Source organism: Neobacillus canaveralius (assembly GCF_047237705.1).
Classification (GTDB): Bacteria; Bacillota; Bacilli; order Bacillales; family Cytobacillaceae; genus Neobacillus; species Neobacillus niacini_K.
Genome location: NZ_JBDFLL010000001.1, coordinates 2,670,099 through 2,684,728 on the forward strand (window position 1 = coordinate 2,670,099; position 14,630 = coordinate 2,684,728).

Below are 14,630 nucleotides of genomic sequence, written 5' to 3' on the forward strand. Positions count from 1 at the left end.
GTGTTAATAATGATGAAAACTAAACGAACGGTACTATTTTTACTTACATTGACCCTTGGCGTACTCTTAGTAGCTTGCTCCAATGGAGATAATGAGAACGAACATGGAAAAATGAATCAAAGCGATAATTCCGAGCAAGAAAAGAATTCAAGCTCTGCGAACGATGAAGCCATGGAAGAAATGGATCACATGAATCATTCAAGTTCAGGCGAAGTACCCAAGGGATTAAAAATGGCGGTGAATCCTAAATTTAAATTTGGGAGTAAAGCCCTTATAAATACTGATCACATGGAAGGGATGAATGGCGCTGAAGCAACCATTGTTGGTGCATTTGATACCACTGTTTATATAATTTCGTATACACCGACATTTGGTGGTGAAAAAGTAACAAATCACAAATGGATTATTCATGAAGAAATTAAAGATGCAAGCGAAAAACCATATAAACCTGGAGATGAAGCAACCGTTGAAGCTGACCACATCAAAGGCATGAAGGGTGCAAAAGCAACAATTGATTCAGCCCAACAAACTACTGTTTTTATGGTTGATTACACTTCGACAACTGGTGGAGAACAAGTGAAAAATCATAAATGGGTAACAGAAAGTGAACTTTCAGCAAAATAAAATATAATTACCTGAAAATGAAAGACTTAATCTGTCGAATGCATGCTGCTATTGTTGAGTGTGAAAATTTATATTAAATACTATGCGCAAGTTTACTATATTTTTACTAGGAGAGGGTATAAAAACAAGATAATCTTGCTACTCACAGGAGTCTCGAAGTCAAAATGAAATGAAAATAAATCCGAAAAAAATTGGAGGAAATTGAATAATGTCAACACATTCACAGACTATTGCACAACCCGATCCGAAGCGTTGGAAAGCATTGGCTTTATTGGGATTTGCAAATTTTATAGTAATGATGGATTCAGCTGTTGTTCAAGTTGCCTTACCATCTATTAAAGGTGCACTTGGATATACAGAGGCGAATTTACAATGGGTTATGAACGCCTTTCTTATTTTATTTGGGGGATTACTACTCTTAGGAGGAAAACTATCTGATTTGTTTGGTCACCGCCGCATTTTTATGTGGGGTGTTTCAATCTTAACTGTTTCGTCTTTATTCGCTGGATTAGCTTGGAACGAAATGTCATTGAACATAGGAAGAGCAATCCAGGGTGTTGGTTCGGCTTTAATTGCACCGTCAGCACTTTCAATTGTTATGATTTTATTTTCTGCCAATAAGAAAGAAATGGGAAAGGCGCTTGCAATATGGGGGCTTTCTGGTGCAGCAGGCGGTGCACTTGGTATCGTTCTTGGCGGTGTTTTGACACAATTACTTAGTTGGCGGTGGACACTACTATTTTATGTTCCTGTCGGTATTATCGTTTTGTTATTAGCACCAAAGCTTTTACAAAAATATATGCCAAAAACAGGTCGTATTGATTATGCAGGTGCTATTGCTATAACAGCAGCCCTCGTTCTAATTGTTTATGGAATCGTAAATGTAGAACATAATGGCTGGCAAGCACTTTCAACTATAATACCTTTAGGAATTGGTGTTGTTTTATTCATCTTCTTTATCCTTATTCAAGTGTTTAGAAAAGATCCATTAGTATCACTTAGCATTTTTAAGACGCCTAATTTGGCAGCAGGGAACATTTCTCTTATTTTATTATCGGCATCTTGGTTCCCTCTTATTTATTTCCTTATTTTATACTTGCAACAAGTATTAAAATTTGAACCTTTTAAAGCGGCAATGGGAATGTTACCGGCGCCGATTCTGATGGCTATATTCATGATTGTTCTAGCTGAAAGAGTTATGAATAAATTGGGTATGAAAATAACAATGATGATTGGATTTATCATACTTGGTATTGCAGGAATTTTATTTTCAAATAATACAATTAATGGGAATTATTGGGGTGATGTGTTCATCGCTCTACTATTGGCTGCTCTTGGCAATGCCCTTGCCTATCTCCCAGCAACCACGGCAGCTGTATCGGAGGCTAAGTCAGAAGAATCTGGTCTTGCATCTGGTTTATATAACACGACGTACCAGATTGGTTCAGCAGTTGGCTTAGCTATCATGGTTTCCATTGCAGCAGCAATTGCCTCTAGTACTGCAGGGAACCCGGTAGTAGTTCTAAACGAGGGCTATCAACAAGCGTTCTTCTGGTCAGGCATGGTGGCTTTTGCAGGAGCAGTATTGGCCCTCCTATTTGTCCGTTCATCGAAGCAAGGAGAATAGGATGGTCCAAAATGATAGAATCGTAACTAAGTTAGTGGAATAAAAAGCGATTTATTTAGTAACCTACTTTTGTATTATAATCAATCAGGCCGGTTAGTTACACGCTTAGCGTGGAGAAAACCGGCTATTTTTTGTATCCAGATCCCTTAACGTTGTTAATCTGCCTTTTGCTGGTGGTACCCCCTCTTGTTTTAAACATGCATCATAACAATGATTACATTCTGTTAAACAAGCAAGACATTCTTCAATACACTCATTAAATTGTTCATGCCTTTTCAAATTCCTCCTTTTTAGGGTACAAATCATATTCGTACCCCAGTTACGTATAGCTTACCATTTTAAGAAAAGAAGGTGATACTTGTATGAACAACGCTGAAGAAATAAAGGTGACACACAGATAAACAAAAGAAAAAGATCAGTTAATAACCCGATTAAAACGGATAAAAGGTCAAGTATTCGGTATTCAAAATATGATTGAAAATGAACGATATTGTATGGATTTTCTTACCCAAATTTCTGCTATCAATGCAGCCATGAATAAAGTAGGTCTTCATTTATTGGAAAAGCATACACATCATTGTGTATCCGTTGCGATAAAAGATGGAAATGGTGAAGAAGCAATTCAGGAATTAATGGAAGTGTTTAAACGGTTTTCTAAGTCCCAATATTTAATACCAGTAACCGATAACTGGTATTATATTTTTATATATTGACATACCCATCGGAGGTATGGTAAATTTGCCTTGTGGTAACAAACCGATATTTCATACAGTAACTCTGCCTTTACTATGTTTGACTAATGGATTGGGAGATTTGTCAATATCTTGATCAAATTCCTACCCTATCTTCTTTTATGTTATAGATATAGGTCAATTTTTATTTGCGTAAAAGTGATAAAATGTTTTCAATTAATATAATTGTCTGAACCTTTTAGTCCGATAATTTATTTGAAAACAAAAGGTGATGGTCATGAGTAAGGGTTAATAAATAGGCATAGAAGATAGGGAGCCTAATACGATTGAAAAAAGAAGTATAGAAAATTGGGAGGGAAAACTTTGAATAGAGAAGAACTGTATAAAAAATCATATTTTAACCGAATTGGTGAATTAAGTGATCTTGTACCAGATGTTTTTAAAGCTTTCATGAATTTTGATAGACTGGCATTAGCAGAGGGGAAACTAACAAAAAAGCTAAAAGAACTAATCGCCATTGCGGTTGCTCATACAACAGGCTGTCCTTATTGTATTGAACTTCATGTTAAACAAGGAAAATCGAAGAATGTTTCTAAAGAAGAAATGTCTGAAGCCATCATGGTTGCAACAGCCTTAAAGGCAGGCTCTGCGCTTGCTCATGGAGTGAATGCCTTAAATGCATATGATCAAAATGAAGACGAAGAATTGTATAGAGCAGGATATTTTAATAGATTAAAAGAATTCTCAAAACTCAATGGAGAAGTTTTTAAGTCATTTGTTGATTTTGATGGAAAAGCAATGAAAGAAAGTACTTTAAGTGTAAAAGAGAAGGAATTGATTGCGGTTGCGGTTGCTCATACAACGGGATGCCCATACTGTATTGACGATCATACGAAAAGGGCAAAACGGGCAAATGCAACAAAGGAAGAACTAGCAGAATCTATTATGGTTGCAACGGCATTAAAAGCAGGTTCAGCTTTAGCTCACAGTGTGAATGCCTTAAATGCATATGATTCATAAAATAGAGATTTAAGATTCATATATCTTCATACTTTAAGGGTCTTCGTTCACCTACATAGGCGGGCAAACTTACGAATATAAAGATTTATTTTTTTGATAAAATTATTTTAGAATGGCTATATAGGTTGCGAAAGGATGCCTTTTTTGATTCTTTATAAGAAGATTAGGCAGGTGTATGTATTCTAGTAGGGGTAGAGTCAGGAAAATGGGGTTATCTGTACTCTGAAAATCATTAGTATTTAAAGTATTCTATGAAGAAAAATTGAGTGAAAAGTTTCTTCGAACACTTGATATTTTATTATTAAATAAAGTATTGATGCTAGTATAGTTGAAGTATTCAACGTAGCGATGTATTGACAATGATAAGGTATCGAATCGGTACTTGGCTAATCCAAACCATTCTACTTCTTAGTATAGATAAATACGGATTTACAACGCTAAGGAAATATATTATATAAAAAAGCCTAATTTCAAGTTACTAAAACGAGAAATTAGGCTTTAATTATTTCATAAAAGTATAGGTTACTAATTATAAGTTTACCAACTTATTAATTATATTTATATCTCCCAATTCACTAAGTCTTTGCACTAGAATGTTTTTCTGTATCCTAACTTAATACCAATTGTTCAGATGTAAACGGTGCTAGTTGTACACATTTGTTGCAAGTGTATTTCTTCAAATTCTTTCATTGAAATCCAAGAAGAATTCCATTCTTTTAATTTATCTTTTGGATATGGATCGAGTTTTGATGAGGAAAAATGGAAATTTGATTTATATGAAAGATACCTAGTTGATTTCGTTAGGACGTTCAAATATGCTCCTAAGATTATTGAAATCTAGGGATTAATCGCTAGATTTTTTATTTTTACATTTACGTTTTGTTTTAATATGAATTGTTAATTTCCTGATTGTTTCTTACGCGTTATAAGGAACGTTATTGTTTTGTACTTTTTCTCTAGAATAATTCTATGATAGCTTGGTCAAAATACCATTTGTTACTAACTATGAAGAAATGGGGACAGGTTGATGAAGGAAATTTTACAACAGGTAAAAGAGGAATTAGAAAAGGCATATGATAATCCACAATCCAACAATTTAGATCAATGCCTTCTTCAGCTTCAGGCTGCACGGGAACAGTATGGTGATAAAGGTAATATGCTTGAGAACTGTATCACTGCAGTAACGCAAGCGAGAAATTCGATTGTGGCCTTGCAGAATGCAGGGGATGTATCTTCTGCCGCAGCCTTCGGTCAAGCGCACAATGCTCTTCAAAATGCGATAGAGTCTTACTCGGGTACAGATGATAATCAGTATAAATAAGGATGTCCAAAAGCATTGCTTTTGGACATAGATTTAAAATGTTCTCCGGCAAGGAATAGAAGTTCCTGTGGTGTAGCTTACCTCTAAAAAATATAATAATTCCGAATGAATCATGAAATTCTTGATGAAGCTCCTTCGTGGTTTAGTAACCGAACAATTTCATCTACAGCACCGGTACCCATTCGAATGAGTGAATCTACAGTGTTTGCACCATTGTGAGGAGTACCAATGAAATTATCACATGTTAATAATGGGTGATCCTTAGAAATAGGTTCCTCTGCGAAAACATCTAGTGCGGCCCCAAAAATCTCACCATTTCGTAATGCATGATAGAGGTCTTGTTCATTAATAATTTTTCCTCTAGATGTATTAATTAAAATAGCATTCTTTTTCATAATGGAAAGCTCACGTGCAGCAATCAAATTCTCTGTATCTATTGTCAATGGAACAGAAATACTAACAATATCACTTTCTTTTAATACATCGTCCAAACAATCCTGTTTAATAAATCCTTCTTCGCTGCATTGCATTTCACTCGCGTATGGATCATAAACGAGAACATTCATATTAAAGGCTGCTTTTAATTTATGTCCCACTAATGTTCCAATGCGTCCTAATCCAATTAAGCCAATTGTTTTTTCTTGTAATTCAAATCCTGCTAATTCAACAGGAGAATTTTTGCTGATCCCTTTATCCAGCAATTTTTGAGATAAGCTAATTTTTCTTGCACTATTTAATGCAAGACCAATAACTAATTCAGATACGGAGTGCATGTTAGCTTGAGGAGTATTCGTCACTCTTATTCCTTTACTGTTGGCATAATCCAAATCTATATTATCTACTCCTACACCATGTTTTGCGATAATTTTTAGATTTGGCATTTTGTCTATTACTTCTTTCGTCATTTTAAAAGTGCGTACAATGACTGCTTCTGCTTTCGAATAATCTTCAATCTCTTTATCGCTCCAAGCGACAACATCTAGTCTATCCATTGCATATCGTAAAGCACTGGATTCAATGGGGTCAAAAATAAACGTTTTCATCAAGTAGCACCTCTTTCTATATTAGCTTGATTCCAAGTTTTACAAGCGTTTCATCCATATTCATAATTTCCAACGTATCTTTTCCACGTTTTAGCTGCTCCATAATTTGTTGCTCTGCCTCGATTTTGGCTAAACATTTGTCATAGACAATTTCTATGTCTTCCTTAGGAATGACCGCTACACCGTTTTCATCCGCTACAATTAAGTCTCCCGGGCAAACTGCAACTCCTCCACAAGATACTGGCTTATTTACAGTTCCTGGATTACTCTTGTAACCACCCCGGGCGTTGATTCCCGATGCAAACATTGGAAAACCTAGTTCTTCGATTTCTTTAATATCCCTTACAGCACCATCAATGATGATGCCGCCAATTTTACGGTTCATTGCATTAACTGTTAAAATTTCTCCCCAAACACCTGCGTTTTGATAATTTCCTGCATCGACGACAAGGATATCTCCTTCTTCTGCTAAGCTGACACCAAGATGTATCATTAAGTTATCAGAAGGATAACTCATAACTGTTAATGCAGATCCAACGCATCGTGCCCCTGTCCAAATGGGTCTAATTCTATGATCCATGATATTTTGTCTTCCCATTACATCACCAATTATTGGTGTAGCTATAGCAGCAAACTTTTCAAACCATTTTTTGTCTGGTCTTTCAAAACTACGATTAAACGTTAGCATGATTTATTCGCCCCTTAATTAGGTTTATCATTTCGATTCCGGAAATCTAGTTTAATAGTAGCAATCGCTTACATTTATTAAAAACGGTTTTTTTACATATTAATTATCGATAAATTTGATTATTGCCATCTAAAAGGGGAAAAATTTAATATTTATTCGTAAAATTTTCTTAAATAGATGAATGGCAATAAAAAAGCCCTCGCAATAGGCTAAAAAATTAGCTCATTACAAGGGAATCCCCACCTCTTAAGAAAGTATGGAATTACAATTCTGGTTTAATTAAACCTTCTTTAAACTCTTGCTGCCATCTTTCCTGCTCGACCATGTAATTACTTATAAGTATTTTAAATTCTTTGATTGCATCCCTATTACTGTATAGTGGACTTTTATTACTAATCATGTAAAGCGTTCTTTGTGGAGCAGATTCTTTAAACGGTAACAGATGGACTGAAATCTTTTTTCTCAATTTATTTACCACACTATATGGGGCGATTAACCATGAATCGTTATCAAGTAATTCAAATGATAATAATGCTGAATCCGTGATTAATTTAGGAGTTGAATGATGAGGAATATATTTATTATGCCAGTTTAAGTATTCTTCTCCCCAATTGATAAAGATTTGATTATTAGGATTAAGTTCCTCGGGGTCCATTTCCTTAACATGACCATAATTGTCGGATTTAGAAACGAATACCATTTCCTCATCTAAAATTTTTACCGATTCAATGTTAGGCAGAATGATATGGTTTAAAGCGAATCCTATATCAATGATTCTTGCGTCAATCTGATCATAAATCTCACCTGTATGGAGCGTTTTTATCGTTAGCTGTACATCTGGAGTATTTTTAAATATCTCCTGATAAATCTCCGAAAATAGATAATTATTAACGCTATCCACAACACCTACTGATACTGTTTTTTTAAATGGGGAAGAAGCGAAATTCTGGATTTTATCATTAATATTCTGCCATTCTAAAGCAATGGATAGAAAGAACTTTCCAGAGTCTGTTAATTTTATATGTTTAAAACCTCGGTCTCTTTCAACTAATGTGACACCTAGTTCTTCTTCAAGAGCTTTTAATCGATAGCTGACAGTGGACTGAGATAAAAATAGTTTTTCCGCGGTTTTGGTTACATTCATTGTTTTCGCTAATATAGCAAAGGTTTCAACTAATTCATAATTCATTAAAACACTCCTTTGAACTCATTATATAAGAAATTAATGATGATTGTATTGAATATTTCAGATTGAATTATCTAAAAAGTTGATAATTAACATGTAAAAAAATCGTTATTAAAAGATGAAAGCGTTTGCTACTATAAAATCAGATTCCGGGAATTAACATAATCCTACTTTTAAGGAGGAGATAAGATAACATAAACTTTGATCAACGTTTTTTGTGTAAAGAGTATGCACGATTTGAATTGCTCTTATACTAATTCTTTCATCACGGGAGAATTTGTTGTAGTATAATTAAATTTTTAGTTGGGGGGAGTTCACATGAGAGACGCACTCGCAAAAAAACCACAACCCGTTTTACAGAAAAAAACACGATTTCGCTGGGTTGTTCTGTTCTTAATTTTTATTGTTTATATGATTGCTGGTGCAGACAGGGCTAATATGGGTGTTATTGTCCCTGTTATAAAGGACAGTTTCAATCTGAGTAATACCGATATTGGTTTGATGACTACTTTGTTTTACCTTGGATATTCTGCTATCCAGATTCCAGCAGGAATGTACTTTGGGAAGAAAGGGGTACGCAAAGTATTCTCACTATCGATTATTTTAACATCATTAGCAACATTATTTATGGGATTTGCTAATAGTGTTTTACAACTGAAAATTTTTCGCCTATTGTTGGGGGCTGCGGAAGGTCCGCTGAATATAGGAATTGTTACGACAATCAATAGATGGTTTCCACCTAAAGAAAAGGGCTTTGCAACTGGTATTTTTATGGCTGCCATTAAGTTTGCGCCAGCAATTGTACCTCCACTTTGTGCCTTCATTATTGTCACTTTCGGTTGGCGTGAAGTATTTTACCTATTTGCGATTCCAGGTTTCATTTCTGCTGTACTATGGTGGTGGCTGGTAAAAGACAAGCCGGAGGAAAGCCCTTATGTCTCAGAATCTGAGGTAGAGTATATCAATGAAGAAAAACTAGTTGAACACAAGGTTGTAACAAAGACAAAGGGAATCGGTCAACAGAAAGTAAGCTTGAATTTAAACTGGTTAGATCAACTTATTCGGACAAAAACTATTAAGCCATTGGATACCAGCCGAAAGGTAGTTTTTTCATGGAATGTTTGGGGATGCGCTTTAGGTTACTTCTTTATGGTAGGAATTACCTATGCTATCATGACGTGGGTACCTACCTATTTGGTTGAGGTTAAAGGGTTTTCCATCATGAAAATGGGGTTTGTTGCCGCAGCTCCTTGGATTGGTGCGATGATTGGTAATATCCTTGGCGGATGGCTTTCTGATAATGTATTTGATAGACGCCGTAAGCCTAATATGCTTTTAACGGCTGCAGCAACTGTATTCATGATGTATTCACTTTTATACGCGCCTGATAACGCAGTGGTACTAGGTGCTTTACTTTTACTAACAGGTATTCTATTAAACTTAGGATATTCTACCTTCTTGGTATATCCTATGGGACTTGCATCAAAAGATCAGGTTTCCTTTGCTGCTGCTATTGTAAATACCGCTGGTTCCCTCGGGGGTGCATTTGCTCCATTCCTAGTGGGTGTACTCTTAGATACTTTTAACTGGAATACAGTCTTTTTATTCTTAGCGGGAAGCTCTTTAATGACTCTTTTAATTCTATTTACCATTATTGAACCTAAAATAGGGACTGAGAAAGCGTAATAAGTATAAAAAATTAAGCTAACACCAATTTATATTTGAGTTGAAGCCTTAAAGATTGTAGTGAGCCTTTCCTTAGGGAGAGGCTCTTTATCATATTTAAGCAGATACGTTAAAAAGGGTTGATAATAAACAAAGATAAGTAGATTGTTATATGGTTATAAGCACCATTTCTATGAATTCACTTATCATTACACTATCTTCCTAGATAGTATGTGTCAAGAAAGTGCGTACTGTTTGGAAAACTATATCCACTATATAATACTTTCAAATCCAAGAATATACACCACCGGATTTGGGGCGTATCAGGAAGGATTCTCAACAAGTACACAAAGATATTATGGATGGGGAATTTGAGGAAAGCGCAAACTATTACGTAAACGGGTTTGATTATACATCAGCAAGAAGGGAGCTTGTTTTTAAACAAACTCCCATTATATGAATGATATGTCCTTCAAAATGGTGTTAGTTTCGTTGCAGGAAATCCGCGGTCGAAATTACATTTGCATACATACCTTGAAGTGCGCTGACAAACGCAAAATGAACCTGTTCTGCTGGAACAACCTTATTCTGATATGATAAATCCCTTGTCGCACATGCATCTTCAATAAGTGTAGTTTCAAAGCCTAGATCCACTGCAGCTCTAACGGTTGCATCAATACACATATGTGTCATCATACCTACAACCACTACCTTGTTTACACCTTTTGCTCTTAATTTGCTTTCTAAATCAGTCTTTAAAAAGCTGTTAGCGAAATTTTTTACGATAATATTTTCGTGTTCTAATGGCAGAACGGTTTCATGTAGTTCAACTCCCTCTGTATTTGGAAGAAAGAAGCCTAATTCAGGACTACTTGCGATATGCTGAACATGAAAAATATGATCTTTGTTATTTTGTCTAAACCAATTAAGAACTTTAGCAGCATTAGCGGCTGCTTTATCAGGATTGATTAACTCCATCTTTCCATTTGGAAAATAGTCGTTTTGTATATCGACAATGATTAAAGCTGTACTCATTTTATCCACCTCATTAAAAAATTTTTATTACAAGTATGATGATATAAAATATCTTGATTTTGTTCGATACTTTGATGAAACACTTTTGACTCAAAGCATTTCATGGTGAAAGGAATTTAATATGGAACTTGATAATATTGATTTTCAGATTCTTCGGTTACTATCCCAAAATTCACGTATTCAATGGAAAGACCTAGGTGAACAAATTCATATGACGGGACAAGCAGTCGGAAATCGTATTAAAAAACTCGAAGATAGTGGTGTCATTAAAGCATACTCACTAATTGTTGATGAAATGAAATTAGGACTATTTTTTACAGCGTTCGTCATTATTTATATGAAAACAGCAAACCACGATTCGTTTATACGTTTTATAAATGATCGTAATGAGGTAGTTGAAGCTCACCGAGTTTCAGGAGAAGGCTGTTACCATTTAAAAATAAAAGTTGATTCACAAGAAACATTGAATCTATTTCTTAATAAGATTCTTGATTATGGGAACTACACTTTGTATCTATCCATACAAGAGACTAAACAACAAAATCCTTTGACTGCCAGATGATATAAAACGTTTACTGAAATTGCAAAAATAAGTAGTTGACATCGTTTTCAGACGAAGATAAAATAACATTATCAAATTAATTGGATAGTTACTGTCAGGCAGGCTATACTGATTTTTGTTGCTAGAATGGTTTCATGTTTTATTGTGTAACCTTGGAGGCAAATGAAAATGATGAAGATAGATAAGGTTATCAACAATAATTTAGTTCGTTCCTATAAAGATGGTAAAGAAGCCCTTGTGATGGGAAAAGGTCTTGGTTTTAAAAAGCAGAGAGATGATTTCATTGATGAAACGCTGATAGAAAGAATTTATGTGATTGAAGGAGAAGAGAATAGTAATTACCTAGAAGTATTACTGTCTAATATTCCTTACACATATGTTCAAACGACAAATGAAATCGTTAAATATGCAATCAATTCCTTAGATAAAAAGTTAGATGATACGATTTGGTTAGGTCTAACCGATCATATATACCATGCAATTGATCGTGCTAAAAAAGGGAAAGTAGTAAGAAATGCTTTATTATGGGAAATCAGTAGGTTTTATAATCATGAATATCTAATCGGTAAGGAAGCATTGAAAATTATTGAAAAGCGACATGGTGTAAAACTTAATGATTCAGAGGCTGGATTTATCGCATTACATTTAGTCAATGCGCAAATGGATGATAACGTAAAGATCCAGGAAACGATGGAAATGATTCGTAGACAAAAGAAAATACTCGATATAGTTAAATACCATTACGGTATAGAACTTAATGAGAGTTCGATACACTATGACAGGTTTTGGACACATATTAAATACTTTGTTAGAAGATTATCTAAAGGAAAAGATAGTATCAAAGAAGACCTAGGTTTTTTAGATGTGATTAAAACAAAGTATCCGAATGAATATAAATGTGCCAAACGGATTGAAGAATATGTTCAAAAAGAACTCAATTGTGAATTGACAGAAGATGAACTTATTTATCTTGCTATCCACATTAGAAGAGTGATAGGAGAAAGTGCATAAAATAAATAGGTTTTGCTATGTGGGATTGTTACGAAAGGCTATACCCACCAGTTAAAGAAATGGGATCCTACGTTGATTTCCTTCTATAACTGGTGGGTTTTATTTTTGTGAAAAGCAAAATAATAAATAGTGGATTTACGATGTGGGATTGTTACGAAAGGCTTTACCCACCAGTAAACGAAAGGAATCATATGTTGATTTCTTTCCTTTGCTGGTGGGTTTTATTTTTGAAAATTTATCAGGAAATTAAAACAGGGGGAAATAAAATGGATTATAAAAATCTAGCAGCTACCATTTTAGAAAAAGTTGGCGGAAAAGAAAATGTTTCATCAGTTGGAAACTGTGCAACACGTCTACGGTTTAATTTAAAAGACGACAAGAAGGCAGACACCGAAGCAATAAAAAACACAAAGGGTGTTGTTGGTGTGGTCAACAAAGGAGGACAATATCAAGTCATTATTGGAAATGAGGTTTCCAATGTATATAAACAGCTTGTCAAATTAGGAAATCTTAGTGATGCAAGTAGCAGTGATACAAAAGACGAGGAGAAAAAAGGTGTTGTTGCAAAAGTATTAGACACCATTGCCGGGTGCTTCTTCCCTATTATTCCAGCTATTGCTGGTGCTGGAATGTTAAAAGCATTACTGGCATTATTAATCGCACTTAAGTGGATAACCGTTGAATCTGAAAGTTATCGGTTCTTGAGTTTTATTGCGGATGCAGCATTTTATTTTTTACCTATACTTTTAGCGGTCTCTGCTGCAAAAAAGTTTAATGTTAATCAATATATGGCAATGGCAATTGGTGGTATTTTAGTGCATCCTATGTTTATCTCAATGGTGGGTGCGGCAAAAGAGGCAGAAACAGGATTACATTTCCTTGGTATTTCAGTCCCTCTTGTTTCATATGCGACATCCGTTATACCAATCATTTTGGCTGTCTGGTTAATGTCTTATGTAGAACCTTTTTTTGATAAGATTGTGCCAAGTTCTATGAAGCAAATGATTGCTCCTTTGCTAACTTTAATTGTTGTAGCACCAGTGACTTTGATTGTGATTGGACCTTTAGGTAATAATCTTGGTCTAGGACTTGGAGCGGTTATAAATTTTCTCAACACTCATGTCAGCTGGCTCGTTCCAATGTTAGTGGGTACATTTACGCCATTTTTGGTCATGACAGGTATGCATTACGGTATTATTCCTATCGGTATGAGTATGCTTGCAACTAGAGGCATTGATACAGTTGCAGGTCCAGGGATGATGGTTTCAAATATTGCGGAAGGTGCAGCATCATTGGCTGTCGCACTTCGTACAAAGAATAAAGATATTAAACAATTAGCTTCTTCGGCTGGGATTACAGCGGTAATTGGTATTACAGAACCCGCCATGTATGGTATTAGTTTAAGATTCAAAAGACCATTAATTGCTGCGATGATTGGTGGCGGGGTTGGAGGTCTGTTTATAGGAATTATGGGTGTAGGAAGATACGCTCAAGTTGCTCCAGGTCTTTTTTCATTGCCTAGTTATATTGGACCGGACGGATTTTCAAATTTAATTTATGCATCTATTGGTTGTGGTATATCGTTTGTTACAGCATTTATTGTTTCATATATCCTTGGCATTGAAGATCCAGTTGAAGAATCCATGGAAAACAAATCTGAAACCAAAAAAGAAGTTATTTCGGATGATGTAATCTATTCGCCTATCAGAGGGAGAGCAGTTGAACTTAAAGAAGTAGATGACGCTGTATTCTCAGAGGGAATTTTAGGAAAAGGTGTAGCAATTATTCCGGAAGAAGGAAAAGTATTTGCACCTATTGATGGAACCGTAACAGCCTTCTTTGATACACATCATGCAGTTGGCATTACAGGTGAAAATGGATCAGAAATTCTGATTCACGTCGGAATAGATACAGTCAAATTAGGAGGTCGCCATTATACGCCGAAGGTGACAAAGGGACAATCCGTTAAAAAAGGTGACTTACTATTAGAGTTTAATATTGAAGGAATAAAAGAAGAAGGATATGAAGTTATTACACCATTTATTGTGACAAATTCAGCTGATTATACAGATATTCTTAGTATTACGGGAAGAGAAGTTCAAGCAGGAGAAGCTATCCTTAAATTAGCTTAAAAATGGTCGGGATTGGGTGCTCGT

Annotated in this window: 13 protein-coding genes and 1 pseudogene; 9 read left to right on the forward strand and 5 right to left on the reverse strand. The window is 35.2% G+C overall.

Going from position 1 to position 14,630, the window contains the following annotated elements; genetic code table 11:
- Positions 1-12 precede the first annotated feature (12 nt).
- Positions 13-624 (forward strand): YdhK family protein, encoded by a 612-nt coding sequence (locus tag ABC255_RS13575; RefSeq protein ID WP_412994216.1) that lies wholly within the window; start codon positions 13-15, stop codon positions 622-624.
- 208 nt (positions 625-832) lie between these two features.
- Positions 833-2,251, forward strand: coding sequence for an MFS transporter (locus ABC255_RS13580; RefSeq protein WP_412994218.1), 1,419 nt, complete (start codon positions 833-835; stop codon positions 2,249-2,251).
- Between the two features lie 105 nt (positions 2,252-2,356).
- On the opposite strand, the gene ABC255_RS29695 is transcribed toward ABC255_RS13580, so the two are convergent.
- Positions 2,357-2,557, reverse strand: a complete 201-nt coding sequence (locus tag ABC255_RS29695) for a four-helix bundle copper-binding protein (RefSeq protein WP_487247424.1) — start codon at positions 2,555-2,557, stop codon at positions 2,357-2,359.
- Positions 2,558-2,613: 56 nt separating this feature from the next.
- Here ABC255_RS29695 and ABC255_RS13585 point away from each other — a divergent pair.
- The 3 genes and pseudogenes from ABC255_RS13585 to ABC255_RS13595 all read left to right on the forward strand — a co-directional run bounded on the left by ABC255_RS13585 (position 2,614) and on the right by ABC255_RS13595 (position 5,284).
- Positions 2,614-2,964: pseudogene (locus ABC255_RS13585) on the forward strand (metal-sensing transcriptional repressor).
- Between the two features lie 342 nt (positions 2,965-3,306).
- Positions 3,307-3,963 carry a carboxymuconolactone decarboxylase family protein gene (locus ABC255_RS13590; RefSeq protein WP_412994219.1) on the forward strand — a complete coding sequence of 219 codons (657 nt, stop codon included), beginning with the start codon at positions 3,307-3,309 and terminating at the stop codon, positions 3,961-3,963.
- 1,027 nt (positions 3,964-4,990) lie between these two features.
- Positions 4,991-5,284, forward strand: a complete 294-nt coding sequence (locus ABC255_RS13595; RefSeq protein ID WP_412994221.1) for a hypothetical protein — start codon at positions 4,991-4,993, stop codon at positions 5,282-5,284.
- 110 nt (positions 5,285-5,394) lie between these two features.
- Here ABC255_RS13595 and ABC255_RS13600 read toward each other — a convergent pair whose 3' ends face one another.
- From ABC255_RS13600 to ABC255_RS13610, 3 genes are all read right to left on the reverse strand, one after another.
- A complete protein-coding gene (locus ABC255_RS13600; protein ID WP_412994223.1) occupies positions 5,395-6,327 on the reverse strand; it encodes a phosphoglycerate dehydrogenase in 933 nt (310 codons plus the stop codon).
- A gap of 16 nt (positions 6,328-6,343) precedes the next feature.
- The gene (locus ABC255_RS13605) at positions 6,344-7,015 is read right to left on the reverse strand and encodes a 4-carboxy-4-hydroxy-2-oxoadipate aldolase/oxaloacetate decarboxylase (protein WP_412994224.1); all 672 of its coding nucleotides are present in this window, start codon (positions 7,013-7,015) and stop codon (positions 6,344-6,346) included.
- A gap of 262 nt (positions 7,016-7,277) precedes the next feature.
- Positions 7,278-8,204: a LysR family transcriptional regulator gene (locus tag ABC255_RS13610; protein WP_412994226.1), complete on the reverse strand. Its 927-nt coding sequence runs from the start codon at positions 8,202-8,204 to the stop codon at positions 7,278-7,280.
- A gap of 315 nt (positions 8,205-8,519) precedes the next feature.
- On the opposite strand from ABC255_RS13610, the gene ABC255_RS13615 reads away from it, so the two are divergent.
- Entirely contained in the window at positions 8,520-9,887 is a 1,368-nt protein-coding gene (locus tag ABC255_RS13615; protein WP_412994228.1) for an MFS transporter, read from the forward strand.
- A gap of 462 nt (positions 9,888-10,349) precedes the next feature.
- Here the strand turns inward: ABC255_RS13615 and ABC255_RS13620 are convergent, their stop codons facing one another.
- The gene (locus ABC255_RS13620) at positions 10,350-10,901 is read right to left on the reverse strand and encodes a cysteine hydrolase family protein (RefSeq protein ID WP_412994230.1); all 552 of its coding nucleotides are present in this window, start codon (positions 10,899-10,901) and stop codon (positions 10,350-10,352) included.
- Between the two features lie 121 nt (positions 10,902-11,022).
- Between ABC255_RS13620 and ABC255_RS13625 the strand changes: the two genes are divergently transcribed.
- The 3 genes from ABC255_RS13625 (at position 11,023) to ABC255_RS13635 (ending at position 14,606) form a co-directional block, all read left to right on the forward strand.
- A complete protein-coding gene (locus ABC255_RS13625) occupies positions 11,023-11,463 on the forward strand; it encodes an Lrp/AsnC family transcriptional regulator (protein ID WP_412994231.1) in 441 nt (146 codons plus the stop codon).
- A 168-nt stretch (positions 11,464-11,631) separates the two neighbouring features.
- Positions 11,632-12,474 (forward strand): BglG family transcription antiterminator LicT, encoded by an 843-nt coding sequence (gene licT / locus ABC255_RS13630; protein WP_412994233.1) that lies wholly within the window; start codon positions 11,632-11,634, stop codon positions 12,472-12,474.
- Positions 12,475-12,740: 266 nt separating this feature from the next.
- A complete protein-coding gene (locus ABC255_RS13635; RefSeq protein WP_412994235.1) occupies positions 12,741-14,606 on the forward strand; it encodes a beta-glucoside-specific PTS transporter subunit IIABC in 1,866 nt (621 codons plus the stop codon).
- Positions 14,607-14,630: the final 24 nt, after the last annotated feature.

Coding starts and splice junctions, on each gene's coding strand:
- ABC255_RS13580 (WP_412994218.1), top strand. CDS start 833: ATGTCAACACATTCACAGACTATTGCACAACCCGATCCGAAGCGTTGG.
- ABC255_RS29695 (WP_487247424.1), bottom strand. CDS start 2,557: ATGATTTGTACCCTAAAAAGGAGGAATTTGAAAAGGCATGAACAATTT.
- ABC255_RS13610 (WP_412994226.1), bottom strand. CDS start 8,204: ATGAATTATGAATTAGTTGAAACCTTTGCTATATTAGCGAAAACAATG.
- ABC255_RS13605 (WP_412994224.1), bottom strand. CDS start 7,015: ATGCTAACGTTTAATCGTAGTTTTGAAAGACCAGACAAAAAATGGTTT.
- ABC255_RS13600 (WP_412994223.1), bottom strand. CDS start 6,327: ATGAAAACGTTTATTTTTGACCCCATTGAATCCAGTGCTTTACGATAT.
- ABC255_RS13615 (WP_412994228.1), top strand. CDS start 8,520: ATGAGAGACGCACTCGCAAAAAAACCACAACCCGTTTTACAGAAAAAA.
- licT (WP_412994233.1), top strand. CDS start 11,632: ATGATGAAGATAGATAAGGTTATCAACAATAATTTAGTTCGTTCCTAT.
- ABC255_RS13575 (WP_412994216.1), top strand. CDS start 13: ATGAAAACTAAACGAACGGTACTATTTTTACTTACATTGACCCTTGGC.
- ABC255_RS13595 (WP_412994221.1), top strand. CDS start 4,991: ATGAAGGAAATTTTACAACAGGTAAAAGAGGAATTAGAAAAGGCATAT.
- ABC255_RS13620 (WP_412994230.1), bottom strand. CDS start 10,901: ATGAGTACAGCTTTAATCATTGTCGATATACAAAACGACTATTTTCCA.
- ABC255_RS13635 (WP_412994235.1), top strand. CDS start 12,741: ATGGATTATAAAAATCTAGCAGCTACCATTTTAGAAAAAGTTGGCGGA.
- ABC255_RS13625 (WP_412994231.1), top strand. CDS start 11,023: ATGGAACTTGATAATATTGATTTTCAGATTCTTCGGTTACTATCCCAA.